The following is a 20285-nucleotide window of genomic DNA, read 5'->3' on the forward strand; positions in this document are numbered from 1 at the left end:
CAAGACATGCTCGACGATAGATTTTGGGCACGCTGACGCTTTGCCCACTCTACGGAATGCGAACTGATTTGCTTTGCGCGCAAGCGCAACTTCATGCAGCGGCCTGCGACCAATTGGCACGACGGGCAAATCACCAAAAGTCTGTCCAGCCCCTTTTGCAAAAATATTCCGCTTAACTTCGAGAGCAAATCATCGGCATAACTCCGCCCGTCTCACGGCGGATGAGGGGCGTTGGCCATCGTCACGAACGTGCGGTGAGATGCGATGGACGCGAGAGCTGCGACTGACGTGTGTGGCTCGAGCGTACGGCGAAGTCGTGTGGTCCTGACGCCGCGGTGCTGGCGTCAAGTTCTTGAGAAGCAAGCTTCTTGAGGACGACGGTGGCAAGAAAGCCGTTCACCGGGGAGAGCTCGAAGTAAGCCGTAAAGCCATTGCGCAGGGAAGGCCGGAATGCTCCCGCTGCCCTGTATGCTCGTGTGCACCTTTGTTTGCGCAAATCGCACGCGAGACCGCGGGTGCAGCAAGCACCCGGTCTTCCCTGCGCCCTCTGATTTCAGAGGGGCAAACGAAGATGCAAACCTCGGGCGACCAGCGCCGCGAGAAGGCGAAACTGTATCCACCGTCATTGCGAGGAGCGAAGCGACGAAGCAATCCATTGTCACCTCGCGCACCGAAAGATGGATTGCTTCGCTTCGCTCGCAATGACGTGGATGGGTAAGTTCGCAATGACGATGGTCCGCTCACGCCGTCCCCACCCTGCGCCGCCGCCAGCGCCACACCAGCATCGCCATCAGCAGCAGCACCACCCCAGCCGCAATTGCCCCGCTCATGAATCGCCCGCCGGGCCGGTCGATGGTGCGCGACCGCAGCGAGGGCGCCTCGCCCGACCGCGCCAGGCGGAACGCGACTACGCTGTCGCCAATAGTCGTGCCCGACTCCGAATGACCGCCGGCGCCAATCGCGACATATTGCTCGCCCTTCCACAGATAGGTCATGGGATTGGCAACACCCGGCACCGGCAGCCGGCCCTGCCACAGCTCCTGCCCCGATTTGGCATCGAAGGCGCGCAGATAAGCATCCATCGCGCCGGTGAAGACGAGACCGCCGGCGGTGATCGCAACGCCACTGACCAGCGGCGCGCCAAAGTGAAAGGCGATGCCGAGCGGCGCACGATCCTCCGTGGTGCCGACGCGGGAACGCCAGAGAATCTTGCCGGCCTTCAGATCGACCGCGACCATCTCGCCCCAGGGCGGCTTGTTGCACAACAGGCCCAAGGGCGACACCGCGACCGCGCGTGTCATCGCAAACGGCGTACCCTGCTGTCGTCCGAAATCGTGACCGGGCGGCGGGTTGAACCCGTCGGCCACGGCGGCGCGCGGAAGCAGCTTGACGATGTGAACCGCCCGCGAGGTGTTGGCATAGAGAATCTGATTGACGGGGTCGAAGGCGGCGCCGCCCCAGTTCACGCCGCCGCCGGTCATCGGAAACACCACCGTCCCCTGCGTCGATGGCGGCGTGTAGAGGCCGTCGTTGCGCGCGGACGCGATCTGGTCGCGGCAGATCCCGCTGTCGCGGAACGGAATGATGCCGAACACATCGTCGGCCGAAATCTGTTGCGACAGCAACGCCGGCACATGGGTCGGAAACGGCTGCGTCGGCGAGAGCTGCTCGCCTTCGGCGCCGCCCTGCGGCACGGCGCGTTCCTCCACCGGCCATACCGGCTTGCCGGTATCGCGGTCGAGCACGAACACAAATCCCTGCTTGGTCGGCTGGATCACGACGTCGCGCAAGCCTTCGCCGGTCTCGATGCGCGCCAGCGTCGGCTGCGCCGGCAAATCGTAATCCCAGACATCGTGGTGCACGGTCTGATACGACCAGACCCGTTCGCCGGTCTCGGCGCGCAGCGCCACGACCGAATTGGCGTAGTCGTTGTTGCCGGGCCGCCTGCCGCCCCAGAAGTCGGGACTCGGCGAAGACGTCGGCAAAAACACCAGGCCACGCTCCTCGTCCACCGACATCGGCGCCCAGACATTGGCGTGGCCGGCCACGACACCGCTATGCACCAGCGGATCGAACGACCAGCGCGGCTGCCCGGTTCGCGCATCGAAGGCGCGCACCGTGCCAGGTGGCGCCTCGACGCGGCGGTTGTCTCCGATCGCAGAGCCGACGACGACGGTATCGCGGGCAATAACGGGCGCCGACGTGATCTGGAATTCGCCGGGCCATTCCAGCGGCGTGCCGGTCTCGATCCTGATCTCGCCATTGGTCCCGAAATCGGCGCAAGGCATGCCGGTCCTGGCATCGAGCGCGATCACGCGCACGTCGTTGGTGCCCATGAAAATCCGCGCGCGGCAGGCGGCGTTGTCGGGCGCCTTGTCGTCGACCCAATAGGCCACGCCACGGCAATTGTAGCGGTTGGCCGGGCGCTGATTGGTCGAGATCTTCGGATCGTACCGCCATTTCAGCGCACCGCTGCCGGGATCGACCGCGATCACTTCGTTGAACGGCGAGCAGAAGATCAGGCTGTCTTCGACCAGCAGCGGGGTAGCCTGAAACTTGGTCCGCTTCATCACCTCGGGCGCGCGATGATCGAGATCGCCGGTGCGAAACTCCCAGGCGCGGACGAGATTGCCGACATTGTCCGGCGTGATCTGGCTGAGCGGCGAAAACCGCGATCCGCCGCGATCGCCGCCCCAATGCTCCCACGCGGGAGCCGGAAGCGAGATAAAGGCGCAGAAGATGGCAACGACGAAAGCGAACAGACGAACCGGATTTCGCATCCTACCCCCGCAAGCGCAGCACAACGCTTGCGGGTTCGATTACCCTATCGCCACCTCAGTATCCACCCCTGCGGCCCTGGTCGCCATAGTGGCCGCCGCGGCCGCCGCCAAACCCGCCGAGGCCGATGCCGATGCCGATGCTGACCGGCGGTGGCGAGTCGTACACCACGCGCGGCGGCGGACGGCGAACGATCACGACGTCGTCATCCGGCTCGCGCTGGCGCGGCGGCTTGCGATCGACCCGCTTCTTCGGCGGATCCGGCTCGACGCGCCTGACCGGCACATTGACCTTCAGTGGCTGCGGCGGCTGCACGTTGCAGGGACAGGTCGGCCCGGCCAGCGCAACGTTTTGCGGCACGGCGGCGTTGGCGGCGGCAACCGCCGGCGTGAATTCGGGACGGTTGCGCAGCCGCAGTTCCAGCTTGCGGGCGGTTGCGCTGAGATCGCTGTCGGGGAATTTCTCCAGGAACGAGCGATATCCGGACGCGGTGTTGATGAGTACGGCGTCGTTCCACGCCACCATGCGCCGGTGCCGAACGAGCCAGTCGCGCGCCAATCGCCCGAGCGCCGTCTGCGGGAAGAGGCCAGCAAAGGCCTCATACGATTCGTCGGTACCGTCGGCCACGATCAACTCGTTCGCCACCTCGACCGGCTTGCCCTTCAGATCGCGGGTCCACTCCGCGACCGACTTCTTCGGAGCTGCGGCAGGCTTCGGCCCCGCGACCGATGCGCCCGAAAAGCGGAAATCCTCAGTCAGCGAGGAGCTGTCCCACGGGGTCTGCCGCCCTTCGGTCACCTTGTTCACGGCAAGTCGGACCCGCTTGAAGGTCTCCTCGATCGGAATGTTCTGCTCCTTGCCAGCCGCCAGCAGCGCGTTGGTATACGGGCTGTTGGAGCCGGAGCCGTCTTCGGCGACCGCGCCGGGCGACGTCGAGAACGACAGGAACGTGCCGGGAGCGCCGACCTTCGCATCGACGAGGGCAAGCCCGCCGCCGGCGGTCTTGAGGTCCGGGAATGGATTGTTACGGCAGGCGTCGAGCATCAGGATGCGCATCTTGCTCGGCACCGACGTCAGCGTGTTCAGGATGTCGTTGAGGCGCACCGCCTGGATCGGAATGTCGGCTTCCCGCTTCGGATCGATGTCGACCGGAACCAGAAAGTTCTCGCCGTCGATCTGCAGCCCATGGCCGGCGTAAAACACCAGGGCTACGGTGTCGGCGCCCTTGGCCGCGACCTTGCCGGCGAAATCGCTGACCGCCTCCCGCATCTGGTTTTGCGAAAGGTCGGCCGCGGTCGAAACCTCGAAGCCGGAATCGGTCAGCAATTGCGTGACCGCTCTGGCGTCATTGGCCGGATTGGGCAGCGCCGGCACCGAGCGATAGGCGGATTGGCCGATCACCAGCGCGAGGCGACTTTCGGCAGACGCCGAATGTGTTCCCAAAAGAACCGCAGCGGGAATCATCAATGTGAACAGCGCGTGACGGAACATGGTGCCACCTCCCGGCAATGCAGGCTACGGATTGGTCATGGCCTCGAAGCCAAAGGTTCAAGCCGGCGGCGCCTTGTGAGGCGTGACAAGGGCTCGATTCAACGGCGATCTTGTCGCAGACCCAAGCTCCGCGACGTGATGCAAATCACAGTATCGGGATTGTTATCTGGGCCTAATACTCTGTCCGGAGTGGCGTCTCCGGGGTAAAACAACCTCCGATGCGGCGGATCGGGTTTCACATAGCGCTGATGGCGGGCGCAGCGCTGACGCTTGCGGGTTGCGGCTTTGCCGACGTCCGCTCGCCGGTGCCCGAGTTCTTGCGCGCCAAGGTGCCCGAGCCACCCCCGCTCGAGCCTGTGCCCGACGTCAAGCGCATGCTGAAGGAGAAACTGGACTCGGTGTTCACGGCGGCCTCGCAACCGACCCAAGTTCGCGTTTCCGAGCCGCGCCCCAACCTCCGCGGACCGGGCTGGACCGCATGCGTCAAAGCCGAAGTGGTTTCGGTGACCGGCAAACCGCTGGGCACGCAGACCTATCGTGTCGAGATTTCCGGCGGCGTGATCGCCGATCGCCAGAAGGTCGAAGCCGAGGACACCTGCAACACCGAGAGCTACGAGCCGGTCTAGCGGCTACAGGCAGCGGGTCGTCGCCCGCACCGGACAAAGCTTCAGCGCACTCGTCAACGAGAACAGCACGCGCGCGCCGCGGGTTGGATTATCGGGCGCGCGATAGGTGAGCGGCGCGGCGGCGCCGATGTCGGCCTGCAGGCCGTCGACGAGGAAGAAGCGAACGCCGCCGCCGACCGATGTCAGCGAAAGGCCATCGCTGAGGCGGTAGCCGTCATTCCAGGCCACGCCGCTGTCGACGAAGCCGTAGAGCTGGTAGCCGCTCAGATATTGAAGGCTCGTCTTTTGGTCAAATCGCAGCTCAGCCGAGCCCGCCAGACTATTATCGCCGCTGATCTCGGCGCTGCCATAGCCGCGCCCGAACGCGATGCCGCCGAGATAGAATTGCTGCGAGGTGAACAGCGGCCCGGACGCCGTCTGGCCGGCCGCGGCAAGTTTCAGCGACCAGGCATCCGACAGCGTCTGGTAGCGCGTGAACCAGAAATTCAGCGCGGAGAATTTGCCGGATGCCCCCGCGCGCGACAGATCGTCGTCGCCGCGCTGCGAGGCGCCGAGAATGTCGAGGCCCTGGCGATAGTTCAGCGTCAGATAATTGGTGCCGCCGAAATTGTCCTGCAGCCGGTAGTCCGAGGTGAGGCTGGCGGTGCGGATGCGGTCGGCGTAGATCGAGCCGAACACATCGTTTTCGGAAGCATTGATGAATCCGGCCGCCGCGGTCAGCGTCAGGCTCGATTTCTGCGATTGCAGCGGAACGATGCTGCCGCGAATTTCGAACGACTCGGTCTTGATGTTGTCGCTGTAGAGATGGCGGTAATCGCCGGGCCAGACTTCACTGTAGTAGCCGGACGCGCCGATGCGGGCGCCGTCGGTGCCGACCGGCACTTCGTAGGACAGGCGGCCGAACGCGAGCTGCCGCGGATCGCCGGGCGTGGTCGAAAGATTCAACACCAGTGAATCCCCGGGCGCGAGATAAGAGTTGAACGCCGCCGTCCCGTAGCTTTGCCACGGTCCGACCGACGACGATCCCAGATTATCGACGCCGAACGATGTGAAGACGTGCCAGGTCTTCAGCGACAGGATCAGGCGGAAATCGCCACTCGCGGTGCCGATCTCCTCGATCGCGGTGTCCTCGATCCGCACGCCGGGCCGTCCGTTGATCAGCAGCAATTGCCGCTCGAGCGTCGCAAGCCGCGAGGGCCGCTCGGTCAGCACGGCCTCGAGCATCGGCCGGACGCCGAACTGTTCGGCGCCGTCTCCCTTCAGCGTCAACTCCGTGACGCTGCCTTCGATGACCTGAATGCGAAGCCGGCCGCCCTGGATGTCCTGCGGCGGAACGATCGCCCGGCTGAGGTGAAAGCCGGCGGCGCGATAGACGTCGCTGACCGCTGCGGCGATCGCCGCCAGGTCGGCCTGCGATACCTTTTTCCCGATATAGGACTGATACGTCGCCGCCAGCCGCTCCTGCGGTATTGCGACGGCGCCGGAGATCGAGACGTGGCGGAGCGCGAACAGCGGCTTGGAATCCCCCTGCCCCTCCGGCCGGACAAATTGCGGCAACGGCAACCGGGGCCGCCCGTTCGCGCCCTGGCTCGATTGCTGATCATCGAAACGTTTTTCGATCTGCCGCGGATCATAACCGGGCTGGTTCGCCTGCTGCGCCTGCGCGGGAAGGCAGGCGATGATGATCCATAGGCCCACGCCAGTCGTCGGGAAGCGGTGCCAGGCTACAGCTGCACAAACGCGCTTCAGTAGATGTACGGATACGCGCCGCCAATCGTTGGTTGGACCCCTAGCCATATGATTTTTAATAGAATTTTATGGTCAATGAACGGTTAATGCGTGCTCCGCAGAACGCGGTTTCCGCTCACTCAATGTTGAAACATTTCCGATAACGTCCGGGACAAAGCGGCAATCGGAGAGAGTTTTAATGCGTGCGATCCCTCACGTCTCAAGAGCACTCGCGACCATATTCATGCTGGCGACGGCTTCCGTCGCCTTCGCCGCCGACGGCGACGACTGGACGGTCCACAAGTCCTCGGGCGAGGTATGGCTTGCCGGCAGCGGCGTGCAGCCGGCATCGCTGAAACAGGAAGACGTGTTGAAGCCGGGCGATACCATTCGCACCGGCCGTACCGGACGCGTCCTCCTGAAGCGCGGCGACGAAATGATCCTGGTTTCGCCGAATTCCATGATCGGCGTCCCGGCCCAGAAGAAGGAAGGGCTGTCGACGACGATCAAGCAGCAGGCCGGCTCGATCCTGCTCGACGTCGAAAAGCGCAACGTCAAGCATTTCGAGGTCGAGACCCCCTACCTCGCAGCCGTGGTAAAGGGCACGCAATTTCGCGTCACCGTCAACGCAGGGAAGACCACCGTCGACGTGATCCGCGGTCAGGTTGAGGTCGCAGATTTCAAGTCGGGTCAGATCGCCCAGGTGATAGCGGGCCAACACGCGACGGCGTTCGCCAACGGCAAGACCGGTCTGTCGCTGGGCGGAGCCGGTGCCCTCGCCCCGATCGAGCAAGGCAAGCCGCGCGCGCCGTCAGTCGAGCGCGTTCCGGTGCCGCGCGGAGGCTTTACCGCGATCCGCCACGCCACGAATGGACCGGGCGTCCAGCCGTCGCGGCATGCCAGCGTGCAGCCCGCAAGGCAAGGCGTCACCCGCATCTCGTCATCGATCGGTGAGGTCCGGTTGAACGTCCACCGCGCGACGAACGGCCTCGCCCACGACAAGTCGGCGGCGCATGGCGGGACCCGCAACGCCACCAACAAGGACACGATCTGGGGTTCATTCGGTTCCGGAAACGATTCGGCCTCGGCGAACGCCGCTACATCGGGCGTGAGCAGCACGGTTGCAGCCGTCAGCGGCGGCGGGAATGGCAACGGAAACGGTAATGGCAACGCAAATGGCAACGGAAACGAAAACGGCCATGGCAATGGCAACGGAAATGCCTACGGCCGTTACAAGAACCGTTAGCGGCACGCTTCAACGACCCGCGCCACGAGCTAATAAGCCTGACGACGACCAAACTCGAAGCACCAGAATGGTGACTATGTGAAACGATATCGGCCGCCTATTTTCGTGATGATTGCGCTCGCAATCGTTCTGGCGGGCGGCTGGCATAGTTCGCTTCGCCACGCATTGGCCGACCTGCGGTTCGGCTGGCAGTCGCGACAGGCCTCTGGCGATATTGTGGTTATCGCGATCGACGCATCGTCGATCGACAGGATCGGCGTCTGGCCATGGCCGCGCCTGCTCCACGCCGAGTTGATCCGGCAGCTTCAGAAGGCGGACGTCCAGGACATCGCACTCGATGTCGACTTCTCCACGCCCTCCGACGCGTCGTCGGACCGAAACTTTGCCGAAGCCCTCCAAAGCGCCGGCGGATCAGTCGTGCTGCCCTCCTTCCAGCAGCCTCGCACCGACAGAACTACGCTTCACGTCAATCGCCCGTTGCAGCAATTCGCCGAACATTCCTGGCCGGCGCTGGTCAATGTCGAGGTCGGATCCGACGGCCTCGTCCGCCGTTATCCGTTCGGTGAAAAACTGGACGGCAAGTTCGTGCCCGCGATGGCTGCCGTGCTCGCCGGCCAGTACGACGAAAAGCGCACGCCCTTTCTGATCGATTTCAGCATCCGGACGGCGGGAATCCCCAAAGTGTCCTTTGCCAACGTGCTGCGCGGCGATCCGGCGACATTGCAAAAACTGCAGGGCAAGAAGGTCATCGTCGGCGGCACGGCGCTCGAACTCGGTGACCGCTTCAGCGTCCCGAACGGCGTGATCCTGTCCGGCCCCGTGCTGCAGACACTGGCCGCGGAATCCTTGCTGCAGAACCGCGCGCTGCAATGGACCTCGCCCGTCGTCACGCTGACCGGCCTCGCTTTGCTCGCCCTCGTCATGCTGGTCTCATGGCGCCGCCTTTCTGCCGGCAAGCGGGTGGCGCTGCTCGCCGCAGTCTCTGCCGCCCTCGAGGGCGGCGCGTTTGCCCTGCAGGCGGCATTCCCGCTCATTCTCGACACGTCGCTGTTTCATATCGCCATCATCGTCTACATCGCAGCCATCGCACTCGATGAAATCGACATCAGGGATCTGCTCGGCAGGGTCGCCGAGAGCCGCTTTCAGCGCGTGGCGATGTCGCTCGGCGATGGTCTGATCTGCACCGATTCCAATTACCTGATCACGGTCTGGAATCCGGGCGCGACTGCGATCTTCGGCTATCTGCCTGAGGAGATGATCGGCCGCTCGTTCGATGAGATTTGCGCACGTGACGGCGCCGTTGCCACGTCGTCATTCTCCATCAGGGACGCCGCACGTCTCGCCGCCGGATCGGTGGTCGAGTTCGACGGACGCCGCAGCAATGGCGAGGTGTTTCCGGTCGAGGCCAGCTTCTCCGGCTGGCAGGGCACCGACGGCTTTCAATTCGGTGCGATCCTGCGCGACATTTCAGTGCGCAAGCGCGAAGCCGAGAGAATTCGATACCTTGCCGAACACGACACGCTGACGGGTCTCATCAACCGCAACACGCTTCATGCCCAACTCGAGGCGAAAATTTCCGCGGCCGCGGTAAACGGCCGCAACGTGGCACTGCTCGTGATCGGCATCGACGGCTTCCAGCAGATCAACGACATGCTCGGCAACACCTGTGGCGATCTCGTGCTTCGCGCCATCTCGCAGCGATTGACGGCGGCTATTCCGCCGGCCGGGCTGGTCGCTCGTTTGAGCGGAGACGAATTCGCGATCGCAGTTCCGACCAGCGACATCGGCGAAAACGTAAGCCGCTTCGCCGAACGGATCGGCGACGGCTTCGACGCGCCTCTGCTGGCCGGAAACCGCCACCTCCGCGTCAAGGTTAGCATTGGAGGCGCCATTTGCCCGGGCGATGGACGAACGGCGGACGAACTTCTCAGCAACGCCCATCTGGCGCTGAGCCGTGCCAAGGCGACCAACCGCGGCGGCCACGTGCTGTTCGAAGATTCGATCCGCCGCGAACTGGAGACGCGCCTGACGCTGGAAGCGGAGCTGGCGCGAGCGGCGGAACGCAATGAGTTCGAATTGTTCTACCAACCACAATTTCATCTGGCCGACGGCCGATTGATCGGCGCCGAAGCCCTGATCCGCTGGCGTCACCCCGTGCGTGGTCTGGTTTCGCCGGCAGAATTCATGCCGGTCGTCAACACCTCTCCGATTTCCGAGCGGATCGCCGAATGGGTCCTCCAAACCGCCTGCGCCAAGGGAGCCGCCTGGGAGCGCGCGGGACACAAGCTCCGCATCGGTGTCAATCTTTCGCCATCCCAGCTCGAGTCCGGCGACCTCGCAATCTCGGTCGCGCAGGTGCTCGCCAGCACCGGTTTGAGTCCAACCAGCCTCGAGCTCGAAGTCACCGAAGACATCCTCCTCCACGACGAGCAGGGCGCGCTGAATACGTTCCTCGAGATTCAGGAGCTTGGCGTTCGCCTCGTCTTCGATGATTTCGGCACCGGCTTTGCCAGCTTGAGCTATCTGAAGAAATTCCCGCTCGACGGGCTGAAGATCGACCGCTCTTTCGTATTGGGCTTGCTGACCGATGCCGACGACGCGGCGATCGTCAGTTCGACCATCGGGCTCTCCAAGCAACTGGGCCTGTCCGTCATCGCCGAAGGTATCGAGGACCGGGCCACCGCGGATTTCCTGGTCAGCATGGGCTGCGGAGAAGGACAAGGCTATTTCTTCGGACGGCCGATGCCGGGAAGCGAGTTCGAAGCCAAATTCCTCACTGCCCCCGCCACTGCCGAGGTGGCGTAACGGCTGAGCAGCCCGATCAGGCTAAACCATCCGTTAACGCGACCGCTCAAATCCGAGCGTCGCGACAACGCTATTTTCCATCTCTTTCCACTAGCGTTGCCCTGTGAACGCGATGGCCAGGCGGCACACCTCAAGATGTCGTCGGCCACATAAGTCGCGAACGGGGATTCGGGGAAGTGGCTGACATTGCCGACACATCGACGGTCCGTCATGCATCGGGCAAGGACGCGAACGCACGCGCGCCAGGCGCCGGCGGGGCGCGGACGCCGCTCGCCGGCGTTTCAGAGACCCAATGGCGCACGCTTTCCGAGCGCGCCGCCGAGCCGAACGGTTATTATTTGCCCGAATGGGAGTTGGCGGTGAACGCTTCGGCACGGGGCCGCGTCGACACCGACGCGCTCGGCGCGTGCCGCGATACATCCACCCTGATCGGCCTGATGCCTGTGATCTCGATGTGGCGCGCCTACAGGATCCCGCTCCCCGCCTTGGTCAGCGCCGATCCCTACGGCACGCTCTGCACGCCGCTGCTTGACCGTGACATGGCGGAGGAAGCCGTCACCGGCATTCTGCAGCAGGCCCGGCGGGCCGGCGCGCATGCGCTGATCTTCCGCGCCACCTCGCTCGATGGCGCTGCCATGAAGGCCTTCACGGACGTGCTGCGTCGCGACGGCATGGCGCCGCTCGTGTTGCAATCGCATGTCCGCGCCTGCCTTGACGCTACCGGTGACGCCGACGAAGTGCTGCGCGAGGCGCTCGGCACAAAGAAACTGAAAGAACTGCGCCGCCAGCGCAATCGCCTAGCCGAACACGGCGCTGTCCACTTCGATGTGGCGCGGACGCCTGCCGAAATGACCGCCGCCATCGAAACATTCCTGATGCTGGAGGCCAGCGGCTGGAAGGGCCAGCGCGGCACCGCGCTCAGCCAGGACGACGGCGACGCGGCCTTCGTCCGCCGCGCCACGTCAGCGCTGGCCGGGACCGGCCAGTGCGAGATCGTGACCCTGCGGGCCGGCGAAACGCCGGTGGCAGCCGCCATCGTGCTGCGCCATCAGGATCGCGCCTTCTACTTCAAGCTCGGCGTCGACGAGCGCTTTGCGAAGTTTTCGCCGGGCGTGCAGCTGACGCTGGAATTGACCCGGTATCTCTGCGCGGATCCGGCCATTCGCCTGGTCGATTCCACCGCCGCCCCCGACCATCCCATGATCAACCCGATCTGGCGCGGACGCCTTGCGATCGGCGACGTCCTGATCCCGCTGCGGCGGGGCGACCCGGTCGTGTCGCTGATCCGCGCAGCCCTCGGCTTGCGCGGCGCGATCCGCGAGCCGGTACGCCGCATCGTTCATTTCGTCAGAGCACGGCAGGAGAAATCCTAATGAATACGCTCACCGCCATCGCGCCCGTGATTACGGCCGATCATGACGCGCTCCGCCGCGACTTCCCGCTCAAGCCGTTCGCGATCCGCCACAGGCTCGTCGGCCATCCGCTGCTGGCGCTGCCGCGCATCGCGCAGTTGGCCGCCGAACTGCCGCGCGACCTGATCGAGTACAATTCCGGCAAGGTCGCGATCAGCCAGGATCCGGATGCGATTCCCACCGTCGACCTCGATCCGGTCGAAGTGGTGAAGAACATCGAAACCGCCGGCGCCTGGATGGTGCTCAAGCGGGTGGAGAATTCGCCTGAGTATCGCCGCCTGCTGGAAGATACCCTGCTGTCGGTCGCGCGCGCGCGCGGCTTCAACAGCCTGCTGGATGCGGGTTTCGAGCAGGTCGAAGGCTTTCTGTTCGTGTCCTCGCCGAACTCGACCACGCCGTTCCATCTTGACAGCGAGGACAATTTCTTCGTCCACATCCACGGCGAAAAATTCTTCACGATCTTCGACAACACCGACCGCACGATCGTCAGTGACGACGAGATCGAGCGCTCGATGACTAAGCATCGCAACCTGAAATACGACGAGAGTTTTGCGCCGCGGGCTACGGAATTCCATTTGTTCGCGGGCGACGGCTGCTACGTGCCGTATCAATGGCCGCACTGGGTGCGCACCGCAGGCACGTTCTCGATCTCGATGGCGGTCACCTGGAAGACGCACGAAGTGCGGCGGCTGAACGACCTGCACTTCTTCAATTCTATGCTGCGCGGTATCGGCCTGCCGCAGCAGCCTCCCGGCAAGCAGCCGGCGCTCGACGCGCTGAAGCTTGCGTTCTATCGCACGGTAACGACAGCCATCAAGCCGCTGCGCGCCTCGATGGCGATGCGCCGCGTGCTGCGGCGGATCGCGCTGGGAAAACGCGCGAACTACTATCTGAAGGGCGCGTAGTCGCAGCAGCGTAGCCCGGTGGAGCAAAGCGTAACCCGGGGCCGGTGCAGCTAGATGCGATTACCCGGATTGCGTTTCGCTCCAGGCAATCGAAATCCAGACAAGCAGATCGTCTCGGTTCATCAGCCGCCGCCGGTGACCCATCTGCCTGATCGGTCTGCACCACTCACGTATTGATCTGCGTCAATCTCCTCTCGCTTCCTCCCGATGGAATGATTTCGCGTCCCGGAGCGGACGCAAAAGAGAGTGGCCGGCTCCGGCGCAATCCTGCCCAGATTCGCCTGCGAGGGAGGAGATCTCCATGGCCAACCACCCTACCATTTCGACTGAATCCGACCTGAAATCGCCGGCCCTGCCGACCACCGCGGTCACTCGCCGCTCGCTGCTTGGCGGAGCCGGCATCGCGGTTGGCGCCGCCGTGCTTGCGTCTCCGCCGAGCATGCCCGGCATAGCCCCGGCCGCGGCGCAGCCTGTGAGCGCAAAGCCGCGGCCACTCGACGCAGCGTTCAATCGCCGCGCCTTCGAAGTCCGAGAGGCTTGCGCGAGCCACAATGCGAAAATTCCCATCGCGCCCCACCCGACGAATGGCGATGAGGCGCGCTACGCCAACAAGATCGGTTCCGATTCACGGGGCCTGCCGCACGACAAACGCGGCGAAGTCGAACAAGCGGCATGGCAGGCGCTCTATACCGCTTGCCAGTCGGGCGATCCCGCTGATTTCGAGAAAATCTCGCTCGGCGGCACTCGCAAACTGGTCAATCCCGTAGGCACACAGGCCGTCAGTCTGAGCGGCATAAACCCTACTCAGATTGGGATACCGCCGGCACCGGCCCTTGACAGTGCAGAGCGCGGCGGCGAGGCCGTGGAGGTCTATTGGCAATCCCTGCTTCGTGACGTTCCGCTTACCGAGTTGCGCGACGACACCTCAAACCGCGACGTGCTTGCAGCAACCGAGGAACTCAACAAGCTTGCCGATTTCCGGGGGCCGAAATCTGGTGGGCGCGTCACACCCGGTACGCTGTTCCGTGCCAATGCGCTTTATTTCGACCCGGCTGACCCGAAGGGCCGCTCCGTCACGCCTCCAGGCGTTTTGGACGGCCCGCTGATCTCGCAATTCCTGCTCCGCGACGTGCCCTATGCCGCACAGTGGATCAGCGCTCAAATTCGCACCACGTTGCCCACCAGCGAATTCCTGACCGAATACGAGGAGTGGCTGGCGATCCAGAACGGCGCCGCACCGAAACGCCGGTTGGAGTTCGACGCGGCACCCCGGTACATAACGACAGGAAGAGATCTCGCGGAGTATATCCATACTGGTCCTGCACTTGGGTGGGCGGCGGCACTGCTCCTTGCAACCCCCGGCGGTGGGACGGACAAGCGCTACACCGGGATCTATCCCCCGGCAGAGCCCGCGTCCTACCCATCGAACCCGTATCGGAAATCGAAAACCCAAGCCCCTGCGGGTGCCACCTTCGGGTTGCCTTACGTGCAGGCACTACTCGCCACGGGGATCAGTAACTCCGTCCGCGCGGTCTACTGGCAGAAGTATTTCGTGCACCGGGCTGTGCGACCGGAAGCCTACGGCGGTCTGGCGCACCATCGCCTCGCCAATGGCGTGAGCGACTACCCGTTGCATGATAACTTCCTGAAATCGGAAGCCCTCGATCGCAGCAAAGCCAAATACGGCACGTATCTTTTGTCACAAACCTATCCGGAGGCCTCGCCCCTTCACTCTACCTATCCCGGCGGCGCCACGGGCGTTGGTGCCGTCACGGCGACCATATTGAAGGCGTTTTTCGACGAGAGCCGCGTCATCGCCAACCCGGTACAGCCCGATCCGGCTGACCCGACGAAGCTCGTGCCCTATAGCGGCCCGCCGCTCACGGTTGGTGGAGAGTTGAACAAGCTCGCGATGAATTTCGGTTTCGGACGGAATTGGGCGGGCATCCACTGGCGTTCCGACGCTTCCGCCTCCATGGCGATCGGCGAGGAAGTGGCTATCGGCATGCTGCGGGACGAGCGCACCACGCTCTGCGAACCCTTCGACGGCTTCTCCTTCACGCGCTTCGACGGCAGCCGCGTGACAATCTGACAGAAGCCGGGCGACGCCCCTGCCGCGAGGCGCCGGCGGCATGGGCGGCGCGACTTAAAACAGATACAATTGCCGCGGGCTTATCTGCACCGCTCCAACCGGGCTACGTGGACGACTCACTGCAGCGGCGAATGCGGTGCCGGCAGCATGATGGTCGAGTGCATTTCCTCGAGGAAGCCCGGGCCCTTCCCCAAAAATTCCTGCCAGGCCGGATCCTTCATCGCGTTGCCGCGGGCTTCGGCGCGGGCGTTCAGGCTGGGATAGGCCCAGATGTGGCAGGCCTCGTTCGGTTGCCCCGCTTCGGTCGTCCACAGGCCTACGATCTTTGAATATTTCTCGCGCTCCGGCAGCACCGCGGTGAACGCATCGAGCCATTGCTTGAGGCCACCGGCAGCCTTGCCGCGATAGTTGCGGAGTTCGTAGACATTGCCCGTCGATGCCGGCGCAACCGGCGGCCTCACCGCGTTCATCAGGCGGACATCCTGACGCACCAGCAACGGCCGGATCAGCGGCACGTACTCGCCGGTCCAGCGCGGGTTCTTGGCGAGTTCGGCCCGCATCCGCGCGCGCTCGTCGTAACTGTTGTAGCTCCACATATGCAGGACCTGATTGAGCGGCCCGATCTCGGTCGACCAATAGCCTTCGAGCTTGCCGTAGTCGTCCTTGCGGATGTCGCGCGACACCGTGCTTGCGGCCCTGATCATGTCGCCGAGCGTGCCGGGCTTTACGGTGTAGGTGCGCAGTTCATAGATCATGACGTTTCCCCCAAGGTTTCTTGTGCCGATGATTTCGTCCGATCGTGATGGCCGGGCTTGACCCGGCCATCCACGACTTTCTTGCCGCACCGTGGTCAGGACGTGGATGCCCGGCACGTCTAGCGCGAAGACGCGCTTCGCGCTTCTGGCCGGGCATGACGAACCAGCCGCGCTCTATTCTGCCGCTTGCGCGTTGATTTCGCCGGACACCTGACGAATGGCGCGGGCGAGTTGCTCGGCGGGCTGCGCGCCGGAGACGGCGTATTTCTGCGCGAACACGAATGTGGGAACGCCGGAGATGCCCTTCTCGGAGGCCTCCTGCGCCTGGCTGGAGATCAGCGCGACATCCTCGTCGGTCGCAAGACGCTTGCGCACGTCGTCGGCATCGAGGCCGATATCGGCCGCGGCCTGCACCAGCACGTTCACATCGGTCAGGTCGCCGCCGTCGCGGAAATACAACTCCATGAGGCGCTGCTTCATCTCGGCGGATTTGCCTTGCGCATCGGCCCAGTGGATCAGGCGGTGGCAATCGATGGTGTTGGGCTGGCGCTTCACGAGTTCGGGCCGGTAGGTCAGCCCCTCCTCGCCCGCGGCGGCTACAACACGCCCGGCGATGCCCTTGTAGGCTTCGACCGAACCGAATTTGGCGGTGAGATATTCGTCGCGGCTGATGCCCTCGCGCGGCACCCAGGAATTAAGGAAGAACGGCCGCCAGCGCACTTCGACGGGAACATCCGGCACCAGCGCCAGCGCGTTCTCGATCCGGCGTTTTCCGATGTAGCACCAGGGGCAGACCACGTCGGAAACGATATCGATCTTGAGGGGTTTCAGGGTGCTCATCGGGACGTCCTTGCTGAATGATGCCCGGAAGGTAGTCCGATCGGGCGAGGAGACAAGGGCAATGGCCGCATGTCTCGTATCACTTCACCTCCGCGGTTATTGTGGCGGGCAGCCGGCCTTCCTAGAACTTCGCGTATCGATTTGAACCGCGGAGCCCTGCATATGACCGCCATTTTCAGGCCGGAAGGCCCCCTGTTTCGCGCCACGGAGCATGCCGGCGGGCCCTGGTCGCCGGAGATGCTGCAGGGCAGCGCGACCACGGCGCTGATGACGCGCGAGGTCGAGCGGCTCGCCAATGCTTCCGGCTTCGCGGTGCGTCGCCTCACCTTCGATCTGTGGCGGCCGGCCGGCTTGCGTGCCTTCGGCCTTGCGACCGATATGCTGCGCGATGGCCGCAAGGCCAAGACCCTGCAGGTGCGCCTCGTGGACGGCGACGTCGAGATCGGCCGCTGCACGGCGCTGTTGACGGCGCAAGGCGACGAGTCCCCCGCCGATCCGTTTTCGAAGCAAGCAGGCGATGACGCCCCACCGGAGACAGGCTCACCACCGCCGGCCTTCGCACAAAAGTGGAGCCGCTATTTCCAGAACGTATCGGTGCGGCTAATCGAGGGCGCGCTGGAGAAGCCGGGTCCCGCGGCGGCGTGGGTGCGGCTCGACGTGCCGATGGTCGAGGGCGAAGCCAACACGCCGCTGTTGCAGGCCGTGCAGGCCGCCGATTTTGCCAGCGGTGTCGGCCAGATCGTCGACATGCGCGAATGGACTTTTATCAATCCCGAGATCAGCCTGTATTTCTTCCGCCCGCCGGAAGGCGACTGGATCCTGATCCGTTCGCGCACCCGCGCCGGCGCCAATGGTGCCGGGCTGACGATGGCGAGCTTAAGCGATCGCAAGGGCGCGTTTGCCGAAGTGCTGCAGGCGATGACCTTCGAGCGTCGCGCCGCGCAGGCTCAGGCGTCCTGATCCACTGGACCGAAATACAGAGCGGTCGGCCGACGCCCGCCTTGGTGCGCAGTCCGGACTCAAGCCGGACATCGCATGAGGCCCGAAAAGTACCCAGCAGCGGACGTCGTCGCCTCATTCGATACGTCGTCGGCAGTCGCGACGGTTAACGCCATTCGATTCCGTATACGTCAACAGGTTGCAGGAAGCCTTTGAGATGGTAGGGACCAATGTTTGTGACATGCAAGCGATCCCGGATGCAATCCTGAACGGCACTTGATACAAGAATGGCATCGGGCTCGGCCAACTGACACAAACGAGCAGCCAGTTGAACGGTCGCACCAAAAAGGTCATTACTGTCCGCAATCGGTTCTCCGACATCAATACCAATTCGCACCTTAAGCTTCTCCTTGCTTGCCAGATTGAAGGCTTCAAACGCTTGCTGGATGGCGCGGGCGCATTGCACGGAGGCGGCCGCATCGGCGAAGGATGCCATGATGCCGTCGCCAGTGTGCTTCACCACATGCCCACCCTTGTCCTTCAATGCGCGGCGAACCAGCGCGTCATGTGCCCGAACCATCTCCACAGATCGAGCGTCGCCAAGACGCTCTGTCATGCTGGTAGAGCCAACGATGTCTGTGAACATAATGGCCCGCAAGGCCGCATCGATTGTGACGTTGTTTGCCTCACCGCTCGGTTCCGGATCGGACACTCTCCCCAGAAACGCTTGGACGGCTGAGAGGTCCACTTCGATCACATCTTTCGCCACTTCTCCGTGAGCTTCGTCATGAACCCGCATCGCAGTCTGGATATCCGGTGCGTCAATGAGACAGAAGCCCGTGCCGCGCGATTCATCAAACCAATACGTCAAGAAACGAACTCCGTATTGATCTTGCACTTCCAGGTCTTTTCGATGCGCCTCGGCGATATCGGAAGCTGTTAGGCCCGAGAGATCGTGTCGGTCGAGGAAAATTGGCACTGGCGTTGCTCCACCCGTTTCTTCAGACGGACTCGATTGAAATCTGCACCAAGCATGGTGTTTCTCGGCAAGAGTCATTTAACTGTAACAGCTTGGCAAAGCTTTGGAAGTGCAGGAAGCTCGAGCCGGGACAATTCCTTCGGCCTGATGTCTGCTTCATTCACGGCGATTTTGGGCATGTCCACGGCACGTCCGGTTAGCAGCTAATCTCGGAAGTGCCGGTTGTCCGGCCTATCGCGCGCAACATGGTCGAGCGGTTCTCAATGAGAGTAAGCAGCATCGGCGCCTCTCGATCCGAATGACGACCTCGCTATCCAACTATCTGGCAAGCTGGCATCAATCAGCCTATGGCAGCGTGCCAATGAGTCAACGCGCTAGTCTTACAAGCGTTGCTTCCGATCCTTCGTCCGCCGGCATGAACATCTCGACGCGCAATTCCTGCAGCGTGACGTCCTGCGGCGTTCCCAGCGTCAGCACGGCGCCGATCAAGCCGATGCTGATATCGCCCTTTTTCAGCCGCACCTCGCAGAGCGGCCCCGGCGTTTCGGTCTCGTTGAGCTGCGGCGTCGGCATATCGGGCAACTTCAATAGTTCGCGCCAGGTCGATTGCAGGGCGAGATCGAGCGGTGCGGCCATCGCCTCGTGACGGGCGCGCGCCAGCAGCGCGGCGGCGACATCCGGCCAATCCACCACGAAGGGACGCAGCTCGTCTGGGGCCAGAAACATCCGCATGTGATTGAGCGGCCGCGTCATGCGCTCCGCGCCCAGCAGCATCGTCATCAGCCGCACGGCAGCGCGATTGGCCTGCATCACGTTCCAGCGCCGGTCGGTGACGATGGCGGGAAACGGCTCATGCCGCCGCAACAGCAAATCGATGGCCCGCTTGGCGTCGGCGACTTCGGGCGCGGAGAAATCGCGCTCGCCATATTGCCGGGCGAACCCGCCCGCCTCCAGCAGCGCGTTGCGGTCGCGCAAGGAAAGACCGAGCGCCGACGCCAATTGCAGCAGGATGTCGCGGCTGCCGGCGGCCTTGCCGGTTTCGACATAGCTCAGATGCTTGATCGAGATGCCTGCCTCGAACGCCAGATCAGCCTGGCTCATGGCGCGGCGGTTGCGCCAGCCGCGCAGGAGATCGCCGACCGGATTGACGGGTAGCGGCGCATGTTGGCGAGAGTCCATGCGCCGATTATGCGAGCCGGATGAGCCGCTGTAAACGTCGCTTACACCTATCGTTCAGGAGCGATCGGACCAGCCAGCTTCAGGTAGTTCGCGATTTCAGCGTATCCTTCAGTTGTCGGCATACCATCAATGGCCTGATCCGGGCTGCACCACGGATACGGCAGGCTGGACAACCAGATCATGCTTGCTGAAAGCTCGGCAGCCGGAAGCACCGTCATGCAATCGATGGCAATTGCAAGTTTTTCGACACGACCGTCCTTGCCAAAATGCCAGTCATAGCGCCCGCACCCGACGCGTATTTGACCGTCGCCTCTGGCGGACATTCCGACCAGCCAATGGCAAGGGAAATGAAATCGATTGGCTTCGGAAGGCCGCGACAAGCAGAATGTGAAGACGTTCTCATAGTCCAGGCCGAAACGGCGCACCAAAATGTCTTCGAGAGCGCTCAGTCCCTTTGCCGAATTCGGGAACGAAATGGCATCGCTCTTCACGATCACTTCCAACTCAGCG

Annotated in this window: 15 protein-coding genes; 7 read left to right on the plus strand and 8 right to left on the minus strand. The window is 63.5% G+C overall.

Translation table 11 applies throughout. The annotated features are described in order from the left end of the window. Window positions 1-740: 740 nt before the first annotated feature. Both JQ624_RS25095 and JQ624_RS25100 read right to left on the minus strand, forming a co-directional pair. Window positions 741-2780 (minus strand): pyrroloquinoline quinone-dependent dehydrogenase, encoded by a 2040-nt coding sequence (locus tag JQ624_RS25095; protein ID WP_212421588.1) that lies wholly within the window; start codon window positions 2778-2780, stop codon window positions 741-743. 55 nt (window positions 2781-2835) lie between these two features. Continuing rightward, window positions 2836-4269, minus strand: a complete 1434-nt coding sequence (locus JQ624_RS25100) for a caspase family protein (RefSeq protein ID WP_212421589.1) — start codon at window positions 4267-4269, stop codon at window positions 2836-2838. A 218-nt stretch (window positions 4270-4487) separates the two neighbouring features. Here JQ624_RS25100 and JQ624_RS25105 point away from each other — a divergent pair, with 218 nt between their 5' ends. Continuing rightward, window positions 4488-4895 carry a hypothetical protein gene (locus JQ624_RS25105; RefSeq protein WP_212421590.1) on the plus strand — a complete coding sequence of 136 codons (408 nt, stop codon included), beginning with the start codon at window positions 4488-4490 and terminating at the stop codon, window positions 4893-4895. A 3-nt stretch (window positions 4896-4898) separates the two neighbouring features. Here JQ624_RS25105 and JQ624_RS25110 read toward each other — a convergent pair whose 3' ends face one another. Beyond that, window positions 4899-6692, minus strand: a complete 1794-nt coding sequence (locus JQ624_RS25110; protein ID WP_212421591.1) for a ShlB/FhaC/HecB family hemolysin secretion/activation protein — start codon at window positions 6690-6692, stop codon at window positions 4899-4901. Between the two features lie 130 nt (window positions 6693-6822). On the opposite strand from JQ624_RS25110, the gene JQ624_RS25115 reads away from it, so the two are divergent. The 5 genes from JQ624_RS25115 to JQ624_RS25135 all read left to right on the plus strand — a co-directional run bounded on the left by JQ624_RS25115 (window position 6823) and on the right by JQ624_RS25135 (window position 15083). Continuing rightward, the gene (locus JQ624_RS25115) at window positions 6823-7869 is read left to right on the plus strand and encodes a FecR family protein (protein WP_212421592.1); all 1047 of its coding nucleotides are present in this window, start codon (window positions 6823-6825) and stop codon (window positions 7867-7869) included. Between the two features lie 78 nt (window positions 7870-7947). Next, entirely contained in the window at window positions 7948-10674 is a 2727-nt protein-coding gene (locus JQ624_RS25120; RefSeq protein WP_212421593.1) for an EAL domain-containing protein, read from the plus strand. Window positions 10675-10850: 176 nt separating this feature from the next. Then, window positions 10851-12047 (plus strand): GNAT family N-acetyltransferase, encoded by a 1197-nt coding sequence (locus tag JQ624_RS25125; RefSeq protein ID WP_212421594.1) that lies wholly within the window; start codon window positions 10851-10853, stop codon window positions 12045-12047. Further along, window positions 12047-12991: a cupin-like domain-containing protein gene (locus tag JQ624_RS25130; protein WP_212421595.1), complete on the plus strand. Its 945-nt coding sequence runs from the start codon at window positions 12047-12049 to the stop codon at window positions 12989-12991. The genes JQ624_RS25125 and JQ624_RS25130 overlap by 1 nt, the downstream gene beginning before the upstream one ends. Before the next feature lie 301 nt (window positions 12992-13292). Continuing rightward, window positions 13293-15083 (plus strand): vanadium-dependent haloperoxidase, encoded by a 1791-nt coding sequence (locus JQ624_RS25135; protein WP_212421596.1) that lies wholly within the window; start codon window positions 13293-13295, stop codon window positions 15081-15083. Between the two features lie 116 nt (window positions 15084-15199). On the opposite strand, the gene JQ624_RS25140 is transcribed toward JQ624_RS25135, so the two are convergent. Next, window positions 15200-15838: an NIPSNAP family protein gene (locus JQ624_RS25140; protein ID WP_212421597.1), complete on the minus strand. Its 639-nt coding sequence runs from the start codon at window positions 15836-15838 to the stop codon at window positions 15200-15202. Between the two features lie 174 nt (window positions 15839-16012). Next, complete coding sequence (locus JQ624_RS25145) at window positions 16013-16678, minus strand: DsbA family protein (protein ID WP_212421598.1); 666 nt, start codon at window positions 16676-16678, stop codon at window positions 16013-16015. A 162-nt stretch (window positions 16679-16840) separates the two neighbouring features. Here JQ624_RS25145 and JQ624_RS25150 point away from each other — a divergent pair, with 162 nt between their 5' ends. Continuing rightward, window positions 16841-17638 (plus strand): thioesterase family protein, encoded by a 798-nt coding sequence (locus JQ624_RS25150; protein WP_212421599.1) that lies wholly within the window; start codon window positions 16841-16843, stop codon window positions 17636-17638. Between the two features lie 145 nt (window positions 17639-17783). On the opposite strand, the gene JQ624_RS25155 is transcribed toward JQ624_RS25150, so the two are convergent. The 3 genes from JQ624_RS25155 to JQ624_RS25165 form a co-directional block, all read right to left on the minus strand. After that, window positions 17784-18596 (minus strand): nickel-binding protein, encoded by an 813-nt coding sequence (locus JQ624_RS25155; protein WP_212421600.1) that lies wholly within the window; start codon window positions 18594-18596, stop codon window positions 17784-17786. A gap of 366 nt (window positions 18597-18962) precedes the next feature. Beyond that, a complete protein-coding gene (locus tag JQ624_RS25160) occupies window positions 18963-19775 on the minus strand; it encodes a helix-turn-helix domain-containing protein (protein WP_212421601.1) in 813 nt (270 codons plus the stop codon). 47 nt (window positions 19776-19822) lie between these two features. After that, the gene (locus JQ624_RS25165; protein WP_312014489.1) at window positions 19823-20266 is read right to left on the minus strand and encodes a hypothetical protein; all 444 of its coding nucleotides are present in this window, start codon (window positions 20264-20266) and stop codon (window positions 19823-19825) included. Window positions 20267-20285 lie beyond the last annotated feature (19 nt).

Source organism: Bradyrhizobium sp. AUGA SZCCT0283 (assembly GCF_018130385.1).
Classification (GTDB): Bacteria; Pseudomonadota; Alphaproteobacteria; order Rhizobiales; family Xanthobacteraceae; genus Bradyrhizobium.